The sequence below is a fragment of the Pelomonas sp. BJYL3 genome, assembly GCF_027257975.1.
GTDB classification, from domain to species: Bacteria; Pseudomonadota; Gammaproteobacteria; order Burkholderiales; family Burkholderiaceae_C; genus Roseateles_B; species Roseateles_B flavus.
Window position 1 is genome coordinate 361,361 of the sequence record NZ_JANZKX010000002.1, and the last position, 18,613, is coordinate 379,973.

The 18,613-nt window shown below is 72.3% G+C and carries 14 protein-coding genes; 13 read left to right on the forward strand and 1 reads right to left on the reverse strand.

The features are described from left to right. Window positions 1–32: 32 nt before the first annotated feature. Window positions 33–2,021, reverse strand: coding sequence for a TonB family protein (locus O9Y01_RS07345; RefSeq protein ID WP_269630881.1), 1,989 nt, complete (start codon window positions 2,019–2,021; stop codon window positions 33–35). A gap of 366 nt (window positions 2,022–2,387) precedes the next feature. Here O9Y01_RS07345 and gspG point away from each other — a divergent pair, with 366 nt between their 5' ends. From gspG to O9Y01_RS07410, 13 genes are all read left to right on the forward strand, one after another. Then, the gene (gene gspG, locus O9Y01_RS07350; RefSeq protein ID WP_269630882.1) at window positions 2,388–2,813 is read left to right on the forward strand and encodes a type II secretion system major pseudopilin GspG; all 426 of its coding nucleotides are present in this window, start codon (window positions 2,388–2,390) and stop codon (window positions 2,811–2,813) included. Between the two features lie 27 nt (window positions 2,814–2,840). After that, window positions 2,841–4,037 (forward strand): type II secretion system F family protein, encoded by a 1,197-nt coding sequence (locus O9Y01_RS07355; protein ID WP_269630883.1) that lies wholly within the window; start codon window positions 2,841–2,843, stop codon window positions 4,035–4,037. A 424-nt stretch (window positions 4,038–4,461) separates the two neighbouring features. Continuing rightward, on the forward strand, window positions 4,462–5,994 hold the full coding sequence (locus tag O9Y01_RS07360; protein ID WP_269630884.1) for a GspE/PulE family protein: 1,533 nt from the start codon (window positions 4,462–4,464) through the stop codon (window positions 5,992–5,994). Further along, complete coding sequence (locus tag O9Y01_RS07365; RefSeq protein WP_269630885.1) at window positions 5,975–7,357, forward strand: hypothetical protein; 1,383 nt, start codon at window positions 5,975–5,977, stop codon at window positions 7,355–7,357. Before O9Y01_RS07360 ends, O9Y01_RS07365 begins: the two co-directional genes overlap by 20 nt. Next, window positions 7,354–7,950 carry a GspMb/PilO family protein gene (locus O9Y01_RS07370; RefSeq protein ID WP_269630886.1) on the forward strand — a complete coding sequence of 199 codons (597 nt, stop codon included), beginning with the start codon at window positions 7,354–7,356 and terminating at the stop codon, window positions 7,948–7,950. Before O9Y01_RS07365 ends, O9Y01_RS07370 begins: the two co-directional genes overlap by 4 nt. Beyond that, a complete protein-coding gene (locus O9Y01_RS07375) occupies window positions 7,947–8,486 on the forward strand; it encodes a hypothetical protein (protein ID WP_269630887.1) in 540 nt (179 codons plus the stop codon). The genes O9Y01_RS07370 and O9Y01_RS07375 overlap by 4 nt, the downstream gene beginning before the upstream one ends. 5 nt (window positions 8,487–8,491) lie before the next feature. Further along, on the forward strand, window positions 8,492–10,726 hold the full coding sequence (locus tag O9Y01_RS07380; RefSeq protein ID WP_269630888.1) for a secretin N-terminal domain-containing protein: 2,235 nt from the start codon (window positions 8,492–8,494) through the stop codon (window positions 10,724–10,726). 4 nt (window positions 10,727–10,730) lie between these two features. Next, window positions 10,731–11,237, forward strand: a complete 507-nt coding sequence (locus O9Y01_RS07385; protein WP_269630889.1) for a type II secretion system protein — start codon at window positions 10,731–10,733, stop codon at window positions 11,235–11,237. An 11-nt stretch (window positions 11,238–11,248) separates the two neighbouring features. Next, window positions 11,249–11,626, forward strand: coding sequence for a type II secretion system protein (locus tag O9Y01_RS07390; protein WP_269630890.1), 378 nt, complete (start codon window positions 11,249–11,251; stop codon window positions 11,624–11,626). Window positions 11,627–11,630: 4 nt separating this feature from the next. Next, on the forward strand, window positions 11,631–12,113 hold the full coding sequence (locus O9Y01_RS07395; protein ID WP_269630891.1) for a type II secretion system protein: 483 nt from the start codon (window positions 11,631–11,633) through the stop codon (window positions 12,111–12,113). A 348-nt stretch (window positions 12,114–12,461) separates the two neighbouring features. Further along, on the forward strand, window positions 12,462–15,233 hold the full coding sequence (locus tag O9Y01_RS07400) for an IPT/TIG domain-containing protein (protein ID WP_269630892.1): 2,772 nt from the start codon (window positions 12,462–12,464) through the stop codon (window positions 15,231–15,233). 84 nt (window positions 15,234–15,317) lie between these two features. Further along, window positions 15,318–16,886 carry a hypothetical protein gene (locus O9Y01_RS07405; RefSeq protein WP_269630893.1) on the forward strand — a complete coding sequence of 523 codons (1,569 nt, stop codon included), beginning with the start codon at window positions 15,318–15,320 and terminating at the stop codon, window positions 16,884–16,886. A gap of 16 nt (window positions 16,887–16,902) precedes the next feature. Further along, on the forward strand, window positions 16,903–18,531 hold the full coding sequence (locus O9Y01_RS07410; protein WP_269630894.1) for a hypothetical protein: 1,629 nt from the start codon (window positions 16,903–16,905) through the stop codon (window positions 18,529–18,531). Window positions 18,532–18,613: the final 82 nt, after the last annotated feature.

The following is an 18,613-nucleotide window of genomic DNA, read 5'->3' on the forward strand; positions in this document are numbered from 1 at the left end:
GGTGCCGGGGCTGTGTGCCTTGTGGGGCCTGCTCAGTACAGGCGGATGGCGGTGTCGAAGTGCCAGCTGCGCCGGATCTCGATCACGTCGTAGTCCTTGGCCAGGGCCGGCGGGAAGGGCGGGTAGACGGCCAGGTCACGGACGGTGCGCTCGATGGCGGCGTCCAGCGCCGGCGAGCCGCTGGAGCGCACGAAGCTGACCGACTCCACCGAGCCGTCCGCCCGCACGGCCACGGTCACCAGCGCATCGAAATGGGGCTGGCGCAGCAGCTCGCGCAGGCGCTCGAAGCCCATGGCGTCCAGCTGGATCTTGCGGGCCCAGGTCTCGCCGTAGGCCACCAGGTCCGGATTGGGATCGCTGCGGCCCATCAGGCGGCCGCGGCGCTGGCTGCTGGCATAGGGCAGGTCCTTGGACTGCCGGGCGGAGGCGGCCGCGGCGTCGCGCTGGGCACGCTCCTCATCCAGCTGCCGGCCGATCTCGCGCAGGCGGGCCTCGCGGCGTTCGGCGGCTTCCTGCTGGGCGGTCCTCGCGGCTGCCTGTGCCGCAGCCTGGGCCGCGGCTTGTGCTGCGGCCTGCGCAGCGGCTTGTCGAGCGGCCTCCTGGCGTGCCGCCGCCTGGCGCTCGCCTTCCAGCCGCTCCGCCTCGCGTGCTGCCTCGGCACGCTGCGCTTCCTGGCGTGCGGCTTCGGCGCGGGCTGCTTCCTGCCGTGCCGCCTCCTGCCGCGCTGTTTCGGCACGGGCGGCCTCGGCGCGTTGCGCTTCCTGACGCGCCGCCTCCACGCGTGCTGCCTCGGCCCGCGCTGTCTCGGCCCGCTCAGCCGCCTGCCGCGCCGCTTCAGCCCGGGCGGCTTCGGCGCGCGCCGCCTCGGCCTGCGCGGCCGCCACGCGCGCGGCGGCCTGGCGCTCGGCGTCCAGCTTGGCGGCCTCGCTGGCGGCGCGGGCAGCCTCGCGGCGCGCCAGTTCCTGGCGGGCGGCGTCTGCCATCTCGGCTGCCTTCGCACGCAGGGCCTCGGCCCGGGCCGTGTCCTGACGTTGCGACTCGGCCCGGGCGGCCAGGCGGCTGGCTTCCTGGCGCGCGGACTCGGCGGCAGCGCTGTCGGCCTGGCGCTGGGCTTGATCCGTGGCCTGGGCCTGCGCGGCCTGGCGTCCGGTCTCGCGCTGGGCGAGGGCCTGCTGCGCCAGCGAGCGCTGGAGCAGGCGCTGCAGCTCCAGCGCCTCCTCAGCCGGGGGCTGGGGCTCGCGCGGTGCTGCCGTCGCCGTGGGGGGAGCCTCTCTTGGCGTGCTCAGCGCCTGGCGGGCCAGCAAGGCCTGGGTCTCACGACTCGATTCGGCCGGGTCGATCGAGGGCGCCTCCTGCGGCAGTCGCGTGGGTTCCGGTGCCGAGGCGGCGGCGGCTTCCGGCACCACCCAGCGCTCTGGCTGCGAGGCGTCCATCGTCAGCACGCGGCGCTCCGCCGGGGCGGCTTCGGCGGGGCGGGCCGCAGCCGCCTGCGCGGACGGGCGAGGCGGGGCAGGGTGCTCGGGCCGGGTCGGCTGCGTGGGGGTGGCCGCTTCCGTCGGGCGCGCGGGCGGCGGCTCGGGGGTTGGCGCCGGCACGGCCGCGGGCACCGCCTCGCGGACCTCGGCCGGGTGAGCCGGCTTCTCCGGTGGCGCCTCGTCCGGCGCGGGCCGCGCTGGCAGGGCGGCAAGCGCCGCGGGTGAGCTCGCCGGCTGGGGCGCAGCGGCCGACGCCGCCTCCGCCGGCAGGCTCAGCCGCACCTGCAGCGGCGGTGGCTCCACGCGCTGCTCGCTCCAGGGCAGGCCCAGTCCAGGCAGACCCAGGCCCTGACCACCGAAGGTCAGGCTCAGCACGAAGGCATGCAGGGCGAGGGACAGCGCCAGCGAGAGCCCCGGCCGCCGCACCGCCCCGCGGTCCCGGGGCGCTGCGCCAGCATGGGCCGTCGCCGCCATGGCCGCCAGTTCCGCAGGCAGTTGCGTGCGGAAGGGGGCGGGCGTGGCGAAGCGGAGGGCGTGGGCTTTCAAGCGGGCGGCAGGCGGAGAGGGCGGCGCTGATTTTCACCGTTTCCGTGCCGCGGCAGGCATCAGGGCATTCGGCATTCCGGGCCTCGGGCGCATCTCACGCCGGCGGGTCGACAGTCCCCTGATTGAGGGGTACGCTCGCGCACCTTGCTGGATAACGCCGTTGTGCGCTGCGGCATGATGCGGCAAATTGCCGCCTTCAGCGTTTGGCGCAGCCCCAGGGCGGCCTGTCGAACGCTTGTCAAACGCTTGTCAAACGCTTGTCGAATGCATCTGTCATAAAGCGGCCGGGCTCCATGCCACGGCCGAGCCGGGGAGGCTCGCTCAGGCACTGAGCCAGGGCGGGGTCGAGATCACATGAGGGACTGTATGAATCGTTGCCGCCGCCCGCGCGCCGGACGTGGGTTCACCTTGCTTGAATTGCTGGTGGTGATGGTCATCATCGGCCTGCTGGCGGGCTATGTGGGGCCGCGCTTCTTCGGGCAGATCGGCAAGTCCGAGGTCAAGGTGGCGCGCGCGCAGCTGGACGCCCTGCAGAAGGCCCTGGACCAGTACCGCATCGACACCGGCCACTACCCCTCCGCCGAGCAAGGCCTGCAGGCCCTGCGCGAGAAGCCCATGGACGAAGCCCGCTGGGCCGGCCCCTATCTGGCCAAGGCCGTCCCCAAGGACCCGTGGGGCCAGGCCTACCAGTACAAGGCACCCGGCGAGCACGGCGAGTACGACCTGCTCTCCTTCGGTCATGACGGCCGGCCCGGCGGCGAAGGCGAGGACGCCGACATCACCAGCTGGTGATGAGCCCCCGGCCGACCGCGTTTGACCATGCCCGACTACATCGTCCGCTACCAGCCTGAGCAGGCCGGCCTGCAGCAGGCCCGCCTGCAGGCTCCGGACCGCCAGGCCCTGGCCGGGCTGCTGGGGGTGAGCCCGCAGCGCATCCTGTCCGTGGAGGAAGTCGCCGAGGTGTCCGCAACGGCGTCGGCTCCCGCTGGAAGGCGCTTCCCGCTGCAGCTGTTCAGCCAGGAGCTGGCGGTGCTGCTGGGCGCCGGGGTTTCCCTGGTCGAGGCTCTGGAGACCCTGAGCGAGAAGGAAGCCCAGCCCGGCGTGCGCGCGGCGCTGGCCGGCGTGGTGCAGGCGCTGAAGGCCGGCCAGCCGCTCAGTGCGGCCCTGCGCGCCCAGCCGCAAGCCTTCGACGAGCTGATCTGCGCCCTGGTCGCCGCCAACGAACGCAGCGGCCAGCTGGCCCCGGCCCTGGCCCAGCACGGGCGCTACCTGGCCTGGGTGCAGCAGCTGCGCGACCGCCTGGTGGCCGCCTGCGTCTACCCGGCCCTGCTGCTGGGCGTGGGCTCGGCGGTGATCCTCTTCCTGCTGCTCTTCGTGCTGCCTCGATTTGCCGGCATCCTGGACGGTCTGGGCTCGGACCTGCCCTGGGGCTCCCTGGCCCTGCTGCACTTCGGGCGCTTCGCGGGCGAGCACCCCCTGGCCGTGGCCCTGAGCCTGGGCGGCGCGCTGCTGGCTGCGGTCCTGGCCCTGCGCTCGGCGCCCGTGCGTGCGGCGCTGCAGGCCCGGCTGTGGACCCTGCCCGCCGTCGGCCCGCGCCTGCGCGTGCTGGCCCTGGCCCGCTTCTACCGCAGCCTGGCCATGCTGCTGGCCGCGGGCGTGCCGGCCCTGCAGGCCCTGAAGATCGTGCAGCCCCTGATGGCCCTGCCCTGGCAGGACGCCGTCGCCCGCCTGGCCACGGCCGTGGGCGAGGGCCAGCGCTTTTCCGAAGCCCTGGAGGCGCAAGGCCTGGCCACGCCCGTGGCGCGCCGCATGGTGCGCGTGGGCGAGCGCAGCGGCGAACTCGCCGCCATGCTGGAGCGCGCCGCCGCCTTCCACGACGAGGAAGCCGTGCGCCTCACCGACTTCCTCAGCCGCGCCCTCAACCCCGCCCTGATGCTGATCATGGGCGTCCTCATCGGCGGCATCATCGTGCTCATGTACCTGCCGATCTTCCAGCTGGTGGAGCAGGTGCAATGAGCTTCCACATCCCGGGATCTTGCGGGGACGCCCAAAGGGCCGAGCGCCGGGCCGCCCCAAGCCGGCCCGGGTCCCCTCGGGGGACCGGCTCGCGTACCCGCGAACCGAGGGGCACACATGAGTTTCGGGCCGAGCGCCGGGCCGTCCCAAGCCGGCCCGTGTCCCCTCGGGGGACCGGCTCGCGTACCCGCGAGACGAGGGGCACACATGAGTTTCGTGCCGAGCGCCGGGCCGTCCCAAGCCGGCCCGTGTCCCCTCGGGGGACCGGCTCGCGTACCCGCGAGACGAGGGGCACACATGAGTTTCGTGCCGAGCGCCGGGCCGCCCCAAGCCGGCCCGTGTCCCCTCGGGGGACCGGCTCGCGTACCCGCGAGACGAGGGGCGCCATCCTTCTGCCGATCTTCCAGCTGGTGGAGCAGGTGCAATGACGGCCATCCACCTTCACGACTGCCTCCCCATCGACCAGGGCCCCTGGCAGCTGGACTTCGAACGCTGGCCGCAGGCCCAGGCCCAGCGCTGGCGTGCGGTGCTGGCCCAGGGCGGAGCCGCGCAGCTGGTGCTGCTGGCCGATCGCGAGCCCGATGTGCTGCTGCTGCAGAGCGTCGAGGCCCGCCTGCAGGCCGCGGTGGACTGGCAGCGCTGCGAGCCCGCGGCCCTGGCGCATTGGCTGGGCAGCGGCGAGGCCGACTTCCGCGCACTCGCCGAGGTGGACGAGGGCCTCGCGCCGGGCGAGGCCGGCGCTGCGGCGGTGGAGGAGCTCTCGGCCCTGTCGCTGTCCGAGGCGGCCTCGCCGGCCGTGCGCCTGCTCAACGCCACGCTCTTCGACGCCCTGCAGGACGGCGCCAGCGATGTCCACATCGAGTGCACGGCCCGCGGCGCCCAGATCCGCTTCCGCATCGACGGCGTGATGGCGCCGGTGCGCCAGGTCGAGGGCGCGGCCCTGGCCGAGCAGCTGGTCTCGCGCCTCAAGGTGATGGCCGAACTGGACATCGGCGAGCGCCGCGTGCCGCAGGACGGCCGCTTCAAGCTGCGCCACGCGGGCCGCGAGATCGACTTCCGCCTCTCCATCATGCCCAGCGTCTTCGGCGAGGACGCGGTGGTGCGCCTGCTGGACCGCGCCCGCATCGAACAGGACCAGGGCGCCTTGAGCCTCGATGCCCTGGGCTTCGACGAGGCCGAGCGCGCCGCCTTGCGCCTGCAGGCCCGCCAGCCCCACGGCATGCTGCTGGTGACCGGGCCCACAGGCTCGGGCAAGACCACCACGCTCTACGCCACGCTGACCGAGATCCACACCGGCCAGGACAAGATCATCACCATCGAAGACCCCGTCGAGTACCAGCTGCCCGGCGTGGTGCAGATCCCCGTGAACGAGAAGAAGGGCCTGACCTTCTCGCGCGGCCTGCGCTCCATCCTGCGTCACGACCCGGACCGCGTGATGGTGGGCGAGATCCGCGATGCCGAGACCGCCCAGATCGCCGTGCAGGCTGCGCTCACGGGCCACCTGGTCTTCTCCACCGTCCATGCCAACAACGCCTTTGACGTCATCGGCCGCTTCATGCACATGGGCCTGGACCTCTACAACGTGGTGTCCGCCCTCAACGCCGTGCTGGCGCAGCGCCTCATGCGACTGAACTGCCGCCACTGCGCGGCGCCCGTCGCGGTGGACCCTGCGCAGCTCGCGCGCCATGGCCTGCAGGACGGCGCCCACCGCTTCATGAAGGGCGAGGGCTGCGGCCATTGCCGCGGCACCGGCTATCGCGGCCGCCGCGCCGTGGCCGAGCTGCTGCGCCTGGACGACGGGCTGCGCGACCTGATCGGCAGCCGCGCACCGATGTCGCAGATCAAGGAGGCCGCGCGCAGTCGCGGCATGAAGCCCCTGCGCCAGCAGGCCCTGGCGGCCGTGTGCCGCGGCGAGAGCACGTTCGAGGAGCTGGATCGTGTCACCCTCGATGAATGAGGCGCGCCGCGAAGCGGTGGCGAACGCGCTGGGCCGCTGGCCCTTGCGTGGCGCCGAGCCCCGGCCGCTGTGGCTGGATGCCCAGGGCCTGGCCGATGCGGACGGGCACCGGATCGCCGACGCCGAGCTGCCCGCATCCGGCCTGGACCTGCTGCTGTCCGAGCACCTGCTGACGCCCCTGGTGGCCGAGGCCGGGCTGGACCTGCCGGGCGCCGAAGACATCCGCCAGCATGCCGCGCACTTGCTGGGGCATTACCACGGACCTCAGGCGCAGGGCTGGCCGCTGGCACCCTGGAGCCAGGGCCACGGGGCGCTGCGACGCTGTGGCGCCTGGGCCCTGTCCTGCGCCGGGTCCGGCGAGCGCTGGACGGCCTTGCAGGCCCGCCTGCGCAGCGCACGGCCGGCCTCGCTGGCCTGCCTGGAGGCCTGCCGGCGCCAGGAGCCCGCCTGGGCGCGGGCGCCGCATTCCGCGCTGGCCTGGGTGGAATCGGGCCTGCTGTGCTGGCTGGAGCTGCAGGCCGGCGTGCTGCAGTCGGTGCGCCACCTGCGCCTGGCCGCACCGACGCCGGAGGCGCTGTGCCGGCGTCTGCTGCCGCTGCTGGCCCGACTGCCGGCGGGCAGCGAGACTCTGCTGGCGGGCTGCGGGCTGTCGGCGCCGCTGGGCCCGCCACCGGCGGGCGTGCGTGTCCTGGGCAGCCCGGAGGCCCTGGCGGCCGCAAGACCTGACCCCCTGCTGTGGGCATGGCCCGCCCCCGCGCCCCGCGAGGCCTCAGGTGACTTCCTGCCTCCGGTGCAGCCCCTCGCCCGCTGGCGCTGGCCCCTGCTGGGCGTGGCCATGCTGTGCCTGGGCCTGGCGTCGCAGGAGGCCTGGCAGGCCCACGCGCAGCGGCAGTTTGCCCAGGACAGCGTCAGCCGCCTGCAGGCGCGGCAGGCCTCCCCGGCACCGCGGGTCGACCGGGGAGCCAAGGCGTCCACGGCTGAGCCCAAGGCCCTGCTGGAGGCCCGCCAGTCCCTGCACCATCCGTGGCCCGTCCTGCTCGCCCAGGTCGAGGCCGCGGCGCTGGACGAGCAGCAACGCCCGCGCGTGGCCTGGCTGGGTCTGGACCTGCAGGCGGCTCGCGCCGAAGTCCGCCTCGAAGGCCAGGCCGAGGACCGCAGCCAGATCCTGGCGGTGGCCGATGCCCTGGCCCGCCTGCCAGGCTGGACCGAGGTGCTGCCCGCCGCCATCCAGGCGGAGGAGGGCGGCCGGCCCGGCCTGCGCTTCAGCCTCCAGGCACGGCTGGCGCCGGCGCTGGCGGCCGAGGCGGGAACGCCGGTGGGCGCGGCGGCATCGGCCGCCTCCATGCCGGGAGGCCCGCCATGACGCGCCGGATGCTGCCATGGCAAGACCTGACCCCCACGGGCCTGCGCCGCCGGACCCGCCCGCTGCGCCAGGCCCTGGGTGCGCTCGGCTGGCCTGGCGCCCTGGCCGGGCTGTGCCTGCTCGGCGCGGCCGTGCTCGCCCTGCATCTGACCCCGCGCTGGCAGTCCGAGGCCGAGGAGCTGTCCGTGCAGCAGGCCGCCCTGCGCCGCAGCCTGCGGGCCTCCGCGACCCTGCCCGCCACGGGCGCGCAGACGCCTGCCGCCCTTCTCGCCGCCTTGCCGCCTTCGGCTGAGCGCCAGCAGCGTCTGGCGGACCTGCTGGAGATCGGCCTGCGGCTGGGCCTGATGCAGCAGCGCAGCGAGCAGCGGCTCGGCGTGGATGCCGACACCGGCCTCGAGCGCCTGCGCATCAGCATGCCCGTGCAGGGCAGCTATGCCCAGCTGCGCCACTACCTGGGCGCGGCCCTGGCCCATGACCCGGCGCTGAGCCTGGACAGCCTGCATCTGCGCCGCACGCAACGTGAATCGCAGGATCTGCAGGCCGAGCTGGTCTGGACCCTGCACAGCCGTCGCGAGATTGGAGCCCGGCCATGAGCCCCGCGTCCCGCGCCGGCACGCCGCTGTCCCGACGCCACTGGATCCTGGCCCTCGCGCTGGGCGCGACGGTGGCCGCCTGCATGTGGGCCGCCCAGCTGCCGGACGCCGACTCCGCCGAGCTGGCCGAGGCCCGCCCTGCCCGCAGGCCGCTGCCCACGGCGGCGCCTGCCACCGCGCAGCCAGCGCACTGGACCCCGGCGCCTCGCCAGCCCTGGCCCGAGGCCGAGCCCGCTGCGCTGGGCGCCTGGCAGCCGGCCTTGCCGCCGCCGGTCCAGGCGCCGCCGCAGCAGCACCAGGCCCAGGCCGCCCCCCCGCCCCCGCAGGCGCCGCCCTTCCCCTATCAGCTGATCGGGCGTCTCGTGCAGGCCGGCCGGGTGCAGGCCCTGCTGGGCTCCGAGCAGCGCAGCCTGGCGGTGCAGGCGGGAGACACCATCGACGGTCAATGGCGCGTCCAGGCCATTGGCGATGATTCCCTGGAGCTGCTGTGGCTGCCCGGCCCGCTGCCTCAGACGCTCCGACTCAAACCTCTGTGAGTGCCATGTCCCCTGCTCGGTGCCGCGCGGCCGTCCGCGCCCTTCCCGGTGTCCTGTCCCTCTCCCTGCTGCTGAGCCTGGCCGGCCTGCAGGGCTGCGCCAACCCGGCCCTGCACGAGGCCGACGAGCTGCTGCGCGCCAACCAGCTGGGCCAGGCCGACGCCGTGCTCAGCGGCGCGCTGAAGGCCGCCCCGCAAGACCCGGCCCTGCGCAGCGCGCAGCTGCGGGTGCGGGAGCAGCGGGTGTCACGCTGGCTGGTGCAGATCGAGGGCCTTCGCGCCGCCCAGCGCTGGGACGAGGCCCAGGCCCTGCTCGAGCAGCTCCTGCAGCTGGAGCCGCAGAACCCGCGGGCCCAGGCCCTGGCCGTGGAGCTGCCGCGTGGCCGCCGCCATGAGCAGCGTCTGCAGGAGGCACGCCTGCAGTTCAAGGCGGGCCGCCCGGGCATGGCCGATGCGCTGCTGCGCGAGATCCTGGCCGAGAACCCCCTGCATGCCGGCGCTCGCCAGCTGCAGAACCAGATCGCACAGGCGAGGCCGCTGGAGTCCGGCGCCCAGGAGCTGGGCCCGGCCTTCCAGGTGCCGGTGACGCTGGAGTTCCGCGACGCGCCCCTGCGCCAGATCTTCGAGGCCCTGAGCCGCAGCAGCCAGGTCAACTTCGTCTTCGACCGCGATGTGCGCACCGACGCCCGCGCCAGCCTCTTCCTGCGCAACGTCACCCTGGACGAAGCCATGCGCGTGCTGCTGTCCACCCAGCAGCTGGACCGCAAGCTGCTCAACGAACACTCGGTGCTGATCTACCCCAACAGCCAGGCCAAGCAGCGCGAGCACCAGGAGCTGATCACCCGCACCCTCTACCTCAGCAATGCCGACGTGAAGCAGGTGCAGAACCTGGTGCGCACCATCGCCAAGGTGCGCGACCTCCACATCGACGAGCGTCTCAACCTCCTGGTGGTGCGCGACACGCCGGAGGTGGTCCGCCTCGTGGAGAAGCTGATCGCCTCGGTGGACCTGCCCGAGCCCGAGGTCATGCTGGACGTGGAGGTGATGGAGGTCGGCTCCGACCAGGTCGAGGCCCTGGGCCTGCAGTGGCCGGACCAGCTGCAATACGGTCTCGTGGGCGCCGACGGCAAGATGGGCGGCACCGTGCTGCTGGGCCAGCGCAGCGAGTTCCGCGGGGCCATCGCCAACCCGGCCCTGGTGGCCACGCTGCGGGGCACGGCGGGGCAGGTCCGGCTGCTGGCCAATCCCAAGATCCGGGTGCGCAACCGCGAGAAGGCCAAGGTCCAGATCGGCCAGAAGCTGCCGGTCTTCACCACCACCACCAACTTCACCGGCACGACCTCGGTGGCGGCCTCGGTCAGCTATCTCGACGTGGGCCTGAAGCTGGACGTGGAGCCCACCATCCAGCTCGATGGGGACGTCATCATCCGCATGGGCCTGGAGGTCAGCAATGTGATCAAGGAGATGGTGGGGCCGGGCGGCACCACGGCCTACGCCACGGGCACCCGCAATGCCGCCACCACGCTGCGCCTCAACGACGGCGAGACCCAGGTGCTGGCCGGCCTGATCAACGACGAGGACCGCAGCGCCGCGCAGGGCGTGCCGGGGCTCTCGCGCCTGCCGCTGCTGGGCCGGCTCTTCGGCGTCACCACGGACACGCGCAACAAGACCGAGGTGGTGCTGCTGATCACGCCGCGCATCATGCGCAACGTGCCCCTGCCCGACGTGCGGCTCACCCAGCTGCCGGCCGGTACCGATGCCTCGCCGGGCGCCTTCAGCAGCCTGCTGCGGCCGGCGGCGCCCGCTGCTGTGCCCGCGCCCATCCTTTCCGTGCCGGGTGCGTCCGCGGCGCCCGCCGGCACCACCGTCGCGCCCGGGTCCCCGGCACCCGCGGGCGAGCCCGTGCTGCTGCAGCTGGAGGTCACGCCCGAGGTGGTGCCGGAGGGCACGGTGTCGGTGGTCCTGCGCCAGGCCAGCGCGATGACCGTGCGCGGCACCCTGCGCTTCGACCCGGCCCTGCTGCAGCCCGTGTCAACCCCGGCCGGCGCGGCGCCGGGCCAGCTGGCCTTCGAGCTGGCGCCGGGCGCGGCCCAGGCCCTGCTGCTGCGCGCGCTGCCGGCGGCGCAGGGGCAGATCGTGTCCCTGCAGCTGGAAGGACTCGCGGCCAGCAATGCGCAGGGTCAGGTCTTGCCTGTGCAGGTCGAGGGCGGCACGCAGGTGCGTGTCGAGGCGGCGCGCTGAGGCCATGGCAGCGATGGGCCTGCATCGATCCGGTCCGGCCAGGCGGCGCCTGCGCGGCTTCACGCTGATCGAGATGCTGGTGGTGCTGGCCCTGGTCGGCGTGCTGGCCGCGGCGGCGCGGCCGGTGCTGGAGTTCAGCGTGCGGCGCAGCCAGGAGTTCGCCCTGCGCGAGGCCCTGCGCCAGATCCGCACGGCCCTGGATGCCTACAAGCGTGCCGCCGACGAAGGCCGCATCGCCCGCCAGGTCGATGACAGCGGCTATCCGCCCGATCTGCAGGCCCTGGTGCGCGGCGTTCCTGACATCAAGTCGCCCAATGGCCGCAAACTCTACTTCCTGCGCCGCCTGCCGCGTGATCCCTTTGCGCCGGGCGATGTCGCCGCGGAAGACGGCTGGGCCCTGCGCGCCGCCGACAGCGGCCCTCAGGAGCGCCGCGCCGGCCGCGACGTGTTCGACGTCCACTCCCGTTCCGAGCGCCGCGCGCTGGACGGCAGCCTCTACAAGGACTGGTGATGGAGCCCGTGATGCGCCGCCGCGGATTCACCCTGATCGAGCTGCTGGTGGTGATGAGCATCGTCGCCCTGCTGGCCTCCATCGTCGCTCCGCGTTACTTCAACAGCCTGCAGCGCGGCCGCGAGGTGGCTCTGCGCCAGACCCTGGCCACGGTGCGCGACGCCATCGACCAGTTCGCGGCGGACAAGGGCCGCTACCCCGACTCGCTGGACGAGCTGGTGAGCGCCCGCTACCTGCGCCAGTGGCCGGAGGACCCGGTCAGCGGTCAGCGCGAGGGCTGGCAGTTCCAGGCACCGCCGGCCGATGCGGGCGTCAGCGGCGCCCTCTACGACCTGCACAGCGGCGCGCCGGGCGCGGCGATGGACGGCACGGCCTATGCGGACTGGTGAGCCCTTGGGTGGGCGCGGGGGTGGAGGGTCGCAGCGGGGTTTCGGCTACCTGGGCCTGCTCTTCTTCATCGCCCTCACGGCTGCGGCGCTGGGGGCGCTGGGCCAGCGCTGGAGCACCGCGGCCCAGCGCGAGCGCGAGCGCGAGCTGCTGTTCCGGGGCCAGGCCATCGTGCGCGCCATCGAGAGCTATGCCGCCACCACACCGCAGCGGCCGGCCTATCCGCAGCGCCTGGAGGAACTCGTCGAGGACCGCCGCAGCCTGCGCCCCCGCCATCACCTGCGCCAGCTCTACGCCGACCCCTTCACCGGCGAGGCGGACTGGGAGCTGATCCCCGCACCCGGCCCCGCTCCCGGCATCCTGGGCGTGCGCAGCCGCTCCTCGCGGCCGCTGCTGATGAGCCGGGGGCCGGACGGGCAGCCGGTGGAGCGGGCAAGCGGGCTGCAGTTCATGGCGCAGCCCTTGCCCTATCGCCCGGGTCCGCACTGAACCCTTGAGCCCGGTCATGGCATGAGCGGCAGGCCTCGGGTATCGGCTTTTGGTATCAGTTGGATGGCAGCCGTGTATAGGCTGCGAAAAGGGGCAGATGCCGGGCGATGGCTGTTTTTCTTCGGCTATGATGCCGGCGCCAATAATTCTGAATGTGTCTGAATTGACGCTTCATGAACAGCTGGTAGCGGGTGCAACGCATCCGTGACGGATCTTCCGGGCACGTATCCGGTCGACCACCGAGGTTTCTTATCAAGCACGCAGCAGGTCTGCGCATGGCAGTTGGTGGATGAGATGCTGGGCCCCACAGGAGGCCAGGCAGCGCCACTGACGCCTTGAGGGAGGTTCATGAAGGGGCAGTACGCGAATTCGCCGCAGGCGCGGCATCTGCATGCCTGCCTGGCCTGGATTTGCCAGGGCAGATACCTGTCCCGTCATTCCCGGCAAGCCGAGGGATGTGCGGCTTCGCTGCCATGGCTCGCCGCCCTGGTCCTGCTGAGCCTGCTCCTGGGCGGTCGGGTGCATGCCCAGACCCCGGTCACCGGCACTCTCGAAGCTGATGCCCGCTGGTCCACCGCCTACTCGCCCTACCGGATCACCGGCGATCTGGTCATCCGCAACGGGGCCTCGCTGACCATCGATCCCGGCGTCGTCATCTACATGGCCGCCGGTGCCAACGTACGCGTGGAGTCAGGGGCCATCCAGGCCGCCGGGCGCGCTGACCAGCCTATCCAGGTGCTGTCCGACAAGGCACGCCTGGGCCAGACGCCTGGTGCAGGCGACTGGGGACAGTGGCAGTTCAATGCCGGTACGGTCCGCACGCGCCTGGAATGGGTGCAGTTCCAGCATGGATCGGGCCTTGCCGTGCGCGGCTCGGCGCCGGTGCTCAACCAGCTGAGCTTCAAGTCCCATCAAGGCGCTGCGATCAGTGTTGACCTGCAGGCCTCGCCCAGCGGCGTGGGCTTGTCCGCCGTTGATTGCGGCGTCAACGGCATTGCGGTCGAGGCGGGAGACGTGACAGGCACCCTCAGCTGGGGCCTGCGCGGCATTCCCTATGTCGTGATGGGCAGCTTGTCGGTGGGCCAGTCGCCTGCGGTCAGCGCGGTGAACCCCTCGACGGTCGACCAGGGCCAGTCGGGCTCCCTTGTGCTGACGGGCGCACGCCTGCAGGGGATGAGGGCGGTCGAGTCCTCGGTGCCTGGCGTCCAGCTGACGCCCGTCGCCGGTGGTTCCGCCAGCGCGCAGACGCTGAACTTCAAGATCGCCGCCGACGCGGCGCAAGGCCCCGTGGCCCTGCGGATGCTGGTGGATGCGGGCGAGCTCTTCGTGCCCAATGCCTTCCAGGTGTCTCTGCCCGTGCCGCGCATCAGCGAACTGCAGCCGAGCTTCCTGACGGCGCTGGGAGGTTCGACCCTGCTCAAGCTGAAGGGGCGCAATTTCAGCGCCGCCTCGCAGGTGCTGATCAATGGCACTGATGTTTCGACGAGCTACCTGGCGGACGTCGGCCAGCTGCAGGTCACGGTGCCCGAGCAGGGCGCGGCCGGCACGCTCAGTGTGCAGGTCCGCAACCCGGCAGTGGGTGGCGGCGCGCCGCTGCTGTCGGACGTCGCGTTCCTGCCGGTGAACGGCCCGGTGGCGCTCACGCTGGCCCTGGCACCCAATCCCATTGCCCTGCCGCCGGACCGGGTGGCCCGCGTCATCGAAGTCCGCCTGTCCCGCAAGGACTCGGCTGACCGTGCAGTGGCCCTGAGCCTGGCGGATCCAGGGCTGGCCAGCCTGTCGACCGCCACGGTCACCATTCCCGCCGGACAGACCAGCGCCAGCTTCTCGTTGACGCCGCAGGCCGTCGGCATCACGGCCTTGCGCCTCAGCTCCGCGGGCCTGCCTGCAATCAATGTGCCGGTGGTCGTCTCGACCGACCACGCCGGCGTGGGCATGGTGTTCTCGAGCCAGGTGGGCGTGCGGGTGGCACCTCTGCCCTCGGCGGGCGAGACCATGACCGTGACGGCGGGTGCCCAACTCGTCACCGTGAACGTGGGTCCCACCCTGGCCTCGCTGTCGCCGCGCGGCATGACGGTGGGCACGCAGCAGACCTTCACGCTGCAGGGCCAGGCGATTCCTGCCGATGCGCAGCTCAGCCTGCTGCCGTCCGCGGGTGTCACGGTGGATCAGGTCGTTGCGGCCCCGGACGGTCGCTCGCTCAGCTTCCGTCTGACGGCCGATTCGTCGGCCGCGCTGGGACTGCGGCGCGTCGTCGTGCGCCAGGCATCCGGTCAGCCCTATGTCTTCGCCCAGGCCTCGCAAGGCAGCATCCTGCTGACGGCTGGCCTGCCGCGACTGGATGCCGTGAGCCCGCAATCGCTGGTGGTGGGCGGCAAGACCCGTGTGCAGATCCGCGGTGCCAACCTGCAGGGCGTCAGCCTGGCACTGGACCGGACCGCCGGTGTGGCGCTGGATGCCCAGCCCGTGATCAGCGCGCAGGGCGACCTGATCGAGCTGGACGTGGTGGTCGATGCCGCGGCCGAGCTCGGGCGGCGTCGCATCCGGGCCTCCAACGCAGGCGGCAGTTCCACCGGCAATGCCGAACTGGGCAACAGCTTCTACGTGGTCGCCACCGGCAGCGTGCTGGTGACGCCGGTGGCATCGCCCACCGTGCGGGTGAAGGTGGCTTCGCCGGAGGTGCCCGTCCTGCAGCAGCTGGGTCCGACCACCGCGCCGGTGGTGGTGCTCAATGGCGCGGGTGTCCTCGGCATGACGCCCAGTTCGGGCGTGCCGGGCGAGCAGCCCATCCTGATCGTCCGCGGGCAGGGCTTGTCCGCTGTCACGCAGCTGCTGATGCAGCCGGCCGCCGGCCTGACGCTGGGCGCGATGACAGTCAGCGAGGACGGCACGGAGCTGCGCCTGCCGCTGACCATCGCCGCCGACGCGGCGCAAGGACCGCGCAAGCTGGTGCTGAAGCGGGCCGACGGCCAGCCCCTGGCGGCCATTCGTGCCGATGTGCTGCGCTTCCTGGTGAGCAAGCCCGGCCCCACGGCTGCAGCGGTGCCGGTGAGCCCGGCGCGCGCCAGCGCCTTCGCGAAGGCGCAAGGCCCGGCCCAGGCTGCCACGGGCAAGGACTGATGGACCTGTTCAATGCGGACTCAGGTCACTGCCATCGGCAGTCACCTGAGCCGCTCCATGCAAGCTTTTACTTGGAGCATCCCTATGCATAGCATCGCTCGCGGGCAGCGGCTCGCTTTGACCGCCCTGGCTGCCGGTGTGCTGCTGTCGGCCGCCCAGGCGAATGCCGCCGTCAACAGCGGCAGCACCGGGGCGGACGGCGTCCTGAGCCCGGGCGCCAGCGTCGAGCTGCCGTTGCCGGCCAATGGCATCCTGAACTACACCTCGGTCAACATCCCCAAGGGTGTGACCGTGACCTTCCGCAAGAACCCGCGCAACACGCCGGTCGTGATGCTGGTGAGCGGAAACGTCAAGATCGAGGGTGTCATCGACATCCGCGGCGCTGCCGGCAAGCCGACGGGCACTGCCGGCGATGGTTCGCCCGGCGACGACGGCGAGCCGGGCACGGGCGGGCCGGGCGGCTTCGATGGTGGCCGCGGCGGGCGGGAAGACGCCAGCCTTCGGCCGGAGATCATCAGTGGCGGCGGCGGCCAGGGGCCGGGCGGTGGTCCCGGCGGGGTGAAGCTGGCCGACTGCACGCCCGGCACGGCGTACAGCCGCGTGTACGTCATGGGCGGGGGCGGCGGGCACAGCGTGCCGGCCTATCGGCATGGCACCACGGCTTGCGGCCCGGTGAGCAATGTGGGCGCGACCTTCTATGGACGAGCCTACGGGTCCGATCGCCTGCAGCCCCTGCTGGGCGGCTCGGGCGGTGGCGGCGGCCTGGCCGGCACGGCCATCGCCGGCTCCGGTGGTGGTGGCGGCGGCGGCGCCCTCCTGATTGCCGCCGACGGCACCATTGAAATCATCGGCGAAATCAACGCGAACGGTGGCAACGCCGGCGCGGTTGGTGGTAGCAACGGGAATGCCGGCAGCCCCTTCTGGGGTGCCGGCGGGTCCGGCGGCGCCATCCGCCTGGTGGCCACGAAGATCACGGGCGCGGGCAAGTTGACCGCGACCGGCGGTTGCGGCGGCGATGGCAACGTCGGCTGCCAATGGGACGGCTCTGGCTACGATTCGCGCGGGCCTCTCGGCAATGGCGGCGCCCCGGGGCGCATACGCCTTGAAACCGAGGCGCTGGGCTTTACCGTCGCCACGACCCCGTCCTATGTGCTGGACAAGCCGGCGCCCCTCTTTGCGGGCAATCTGCCAAGCCTGCGCATCGCCTCCGTCGCGGGCGTCGAGGTGCCCCTGGACGCCAGCGCCGCTGCCGACGTGAGCCTGCCGACGCCGCCCGCAGGCGCGGTGACGGTGGTGCTCAAGGCCGTCAACGTGCCCGTCGGCAAGACGGTCCTGCTGCGCGTGGCGGCGGCCTACGGTGCCGTGAAGGAGGCCAGCGCGCCCCTCACCGGCAGCGAGGCGGATGGCACGGCCTCGGTGTCCGTGGACCTTCCCGCCGGCCCCAGCACGCTGACGGCGACGGCGACCTACACGGTGCCGGTGCCCGTGGCTGCGGCCGCTGCGTTGTCAAGCTATGCCAACGCGGAACACGTGGACCAGATCGAGCTGACGGTGGCCCTGCAAGGCGAGCCCCAGGTCCGCCTGATCACCGCCTCCGGCAAGCGGGTCGAGCTCAGCTATGCCCAGCTGCTGGCGGCCGGCTTCCATGGCTGACAACCGGCGCCGCGCCATGAACCCTCTTCTTTGGAACCACTCTATGGATTGCACTCTTCGCGGACCGAAGCTGGGCCTGAGCGCCCTGGCAACCCTGATGCTGCTGGCGGCGATGCCCGTGCAGGCGACCGTCAACAGCGGCAGCATGGGGACGGAGCCCCTGAATCCGGTCGCCAGCCAGACGATCGAGCTGCCTCCTGATGGTGTGCTGCATTACAGCTGGGTCAACATTCCTGCTGGGGTGACGATCACCTTCAAGAAGAACAAGCGGAATACGCCGGTTTATATGCTGGTGAAGGGTAATGTCCGGATTGAAGGCATGATCGACGTCAGGGGTGAGGACGCTCGTGATGTGGCTCTCTATGGTGGCGGGATCTTGGCTGACGACGGCATGCCCGGTGCGGGTGGTCCGGGCGGCTTTGACGGCGGCCGTGGAGGGAGCAAGGATGACCAGTATCGGGCGGAGGTGATCAAGGGTGCGGCCGGGCAGGGTCCTGGCGGTGGTCCGGGTGGTGTTCCGACCTCCCAGTTTGGGATCCCGGGCTCTGCCATCTGTACGCCGATGACTTCGGCGTACACCAGCTATCCGGTGCACGGTGGTGGTGGTGGCTATGCGAAGCCGGCGTACCGATACGGGGCGCAGTACTGTGGCCCTTTGACGAATGTGGGGCCGCTGTTCTATGGGAAGTCCTATGGCTCCGAGCTGCTGCAGCCGCTGATTGGGGGCTCCGGTGGTGGTGGCGGTATTGGCGGCACTCGATTCAGCGGCGTGGGTGGCGGCGGCGGCGGTGGGGCGATCCTCATCGCAGCCGATGGCACGATCACGATCGCCGGTACCGGCAGCATTGATGCCTCGGGCGGCGACGCTGGAGGGACCGCAGGCGAGAACGTTGGCTTCTATGGCGCCGGTGGATCAGGTGGAGCCATCCGCCTGGTCGCCACGAGCATCACGGGCACAGGCAAGCTCGTCGCCGACGGCGGATGTATGCATGCCAATTCGCAGCGGCGTCAGGGATGCGGCTCAGACGGGACGCATTCGTCCAACATTTGGGTTGTCGGCTTCAACGGCGGTGCGGTAGGCCGCATCCGCCTCGAGGCCGAGAGCTACTCCTTCAGCGGCCCCACCTCGTCCAGTTTCACCAAGGGCGACCCGGCCCCCATCTTCCTGACCAACATCCCCACCCTCCGCATCGCCTCGATCGCCGGCGTCGACGTGCCCGCCGAGCCGACGGGTGTGGCGGATGTGGATCTGCCGGCCCCGCCTTCGGGCCCTGTGACCGTGGTGTTCAAGACGGTCAACGTGCCGCCCGGCAACTCGGTCAAGCTGCGCCTGACGCCGGACTCCGGCAATGCGGTGGAGGTGGAGAGCTCGGTCGTCACCGGCAGCCTCGCGGAGGGCTCGGCCTCGGTGAACGTGGACCTGCGCGCAGGCGCCAGCGCCCTGACGGCCTGGACCTCCTACATGGTGGCGCCCCCGGTGGCCGTGGCCTCGGCCCTGTCCCAGTACGCCAATAACGAAAAGGTGGAACAGATCGAGCTGGCCGTGTCCCTGCAAGGCGAACCCGCCGCCTGGCTGCACACCGCCTCCGGCAAGCGCTTCGAAGTCAGCTACGCCCAGCTGCGCGCGGCGGGCTTCGAGGGCTGATCTCCACGGCTTCCGTGCAGGCGCCGCGCCGTCCCCGCCAGGGACCGCGGCCCTGCTGAGCCCTCTCGCGGGGCCTTTCCAG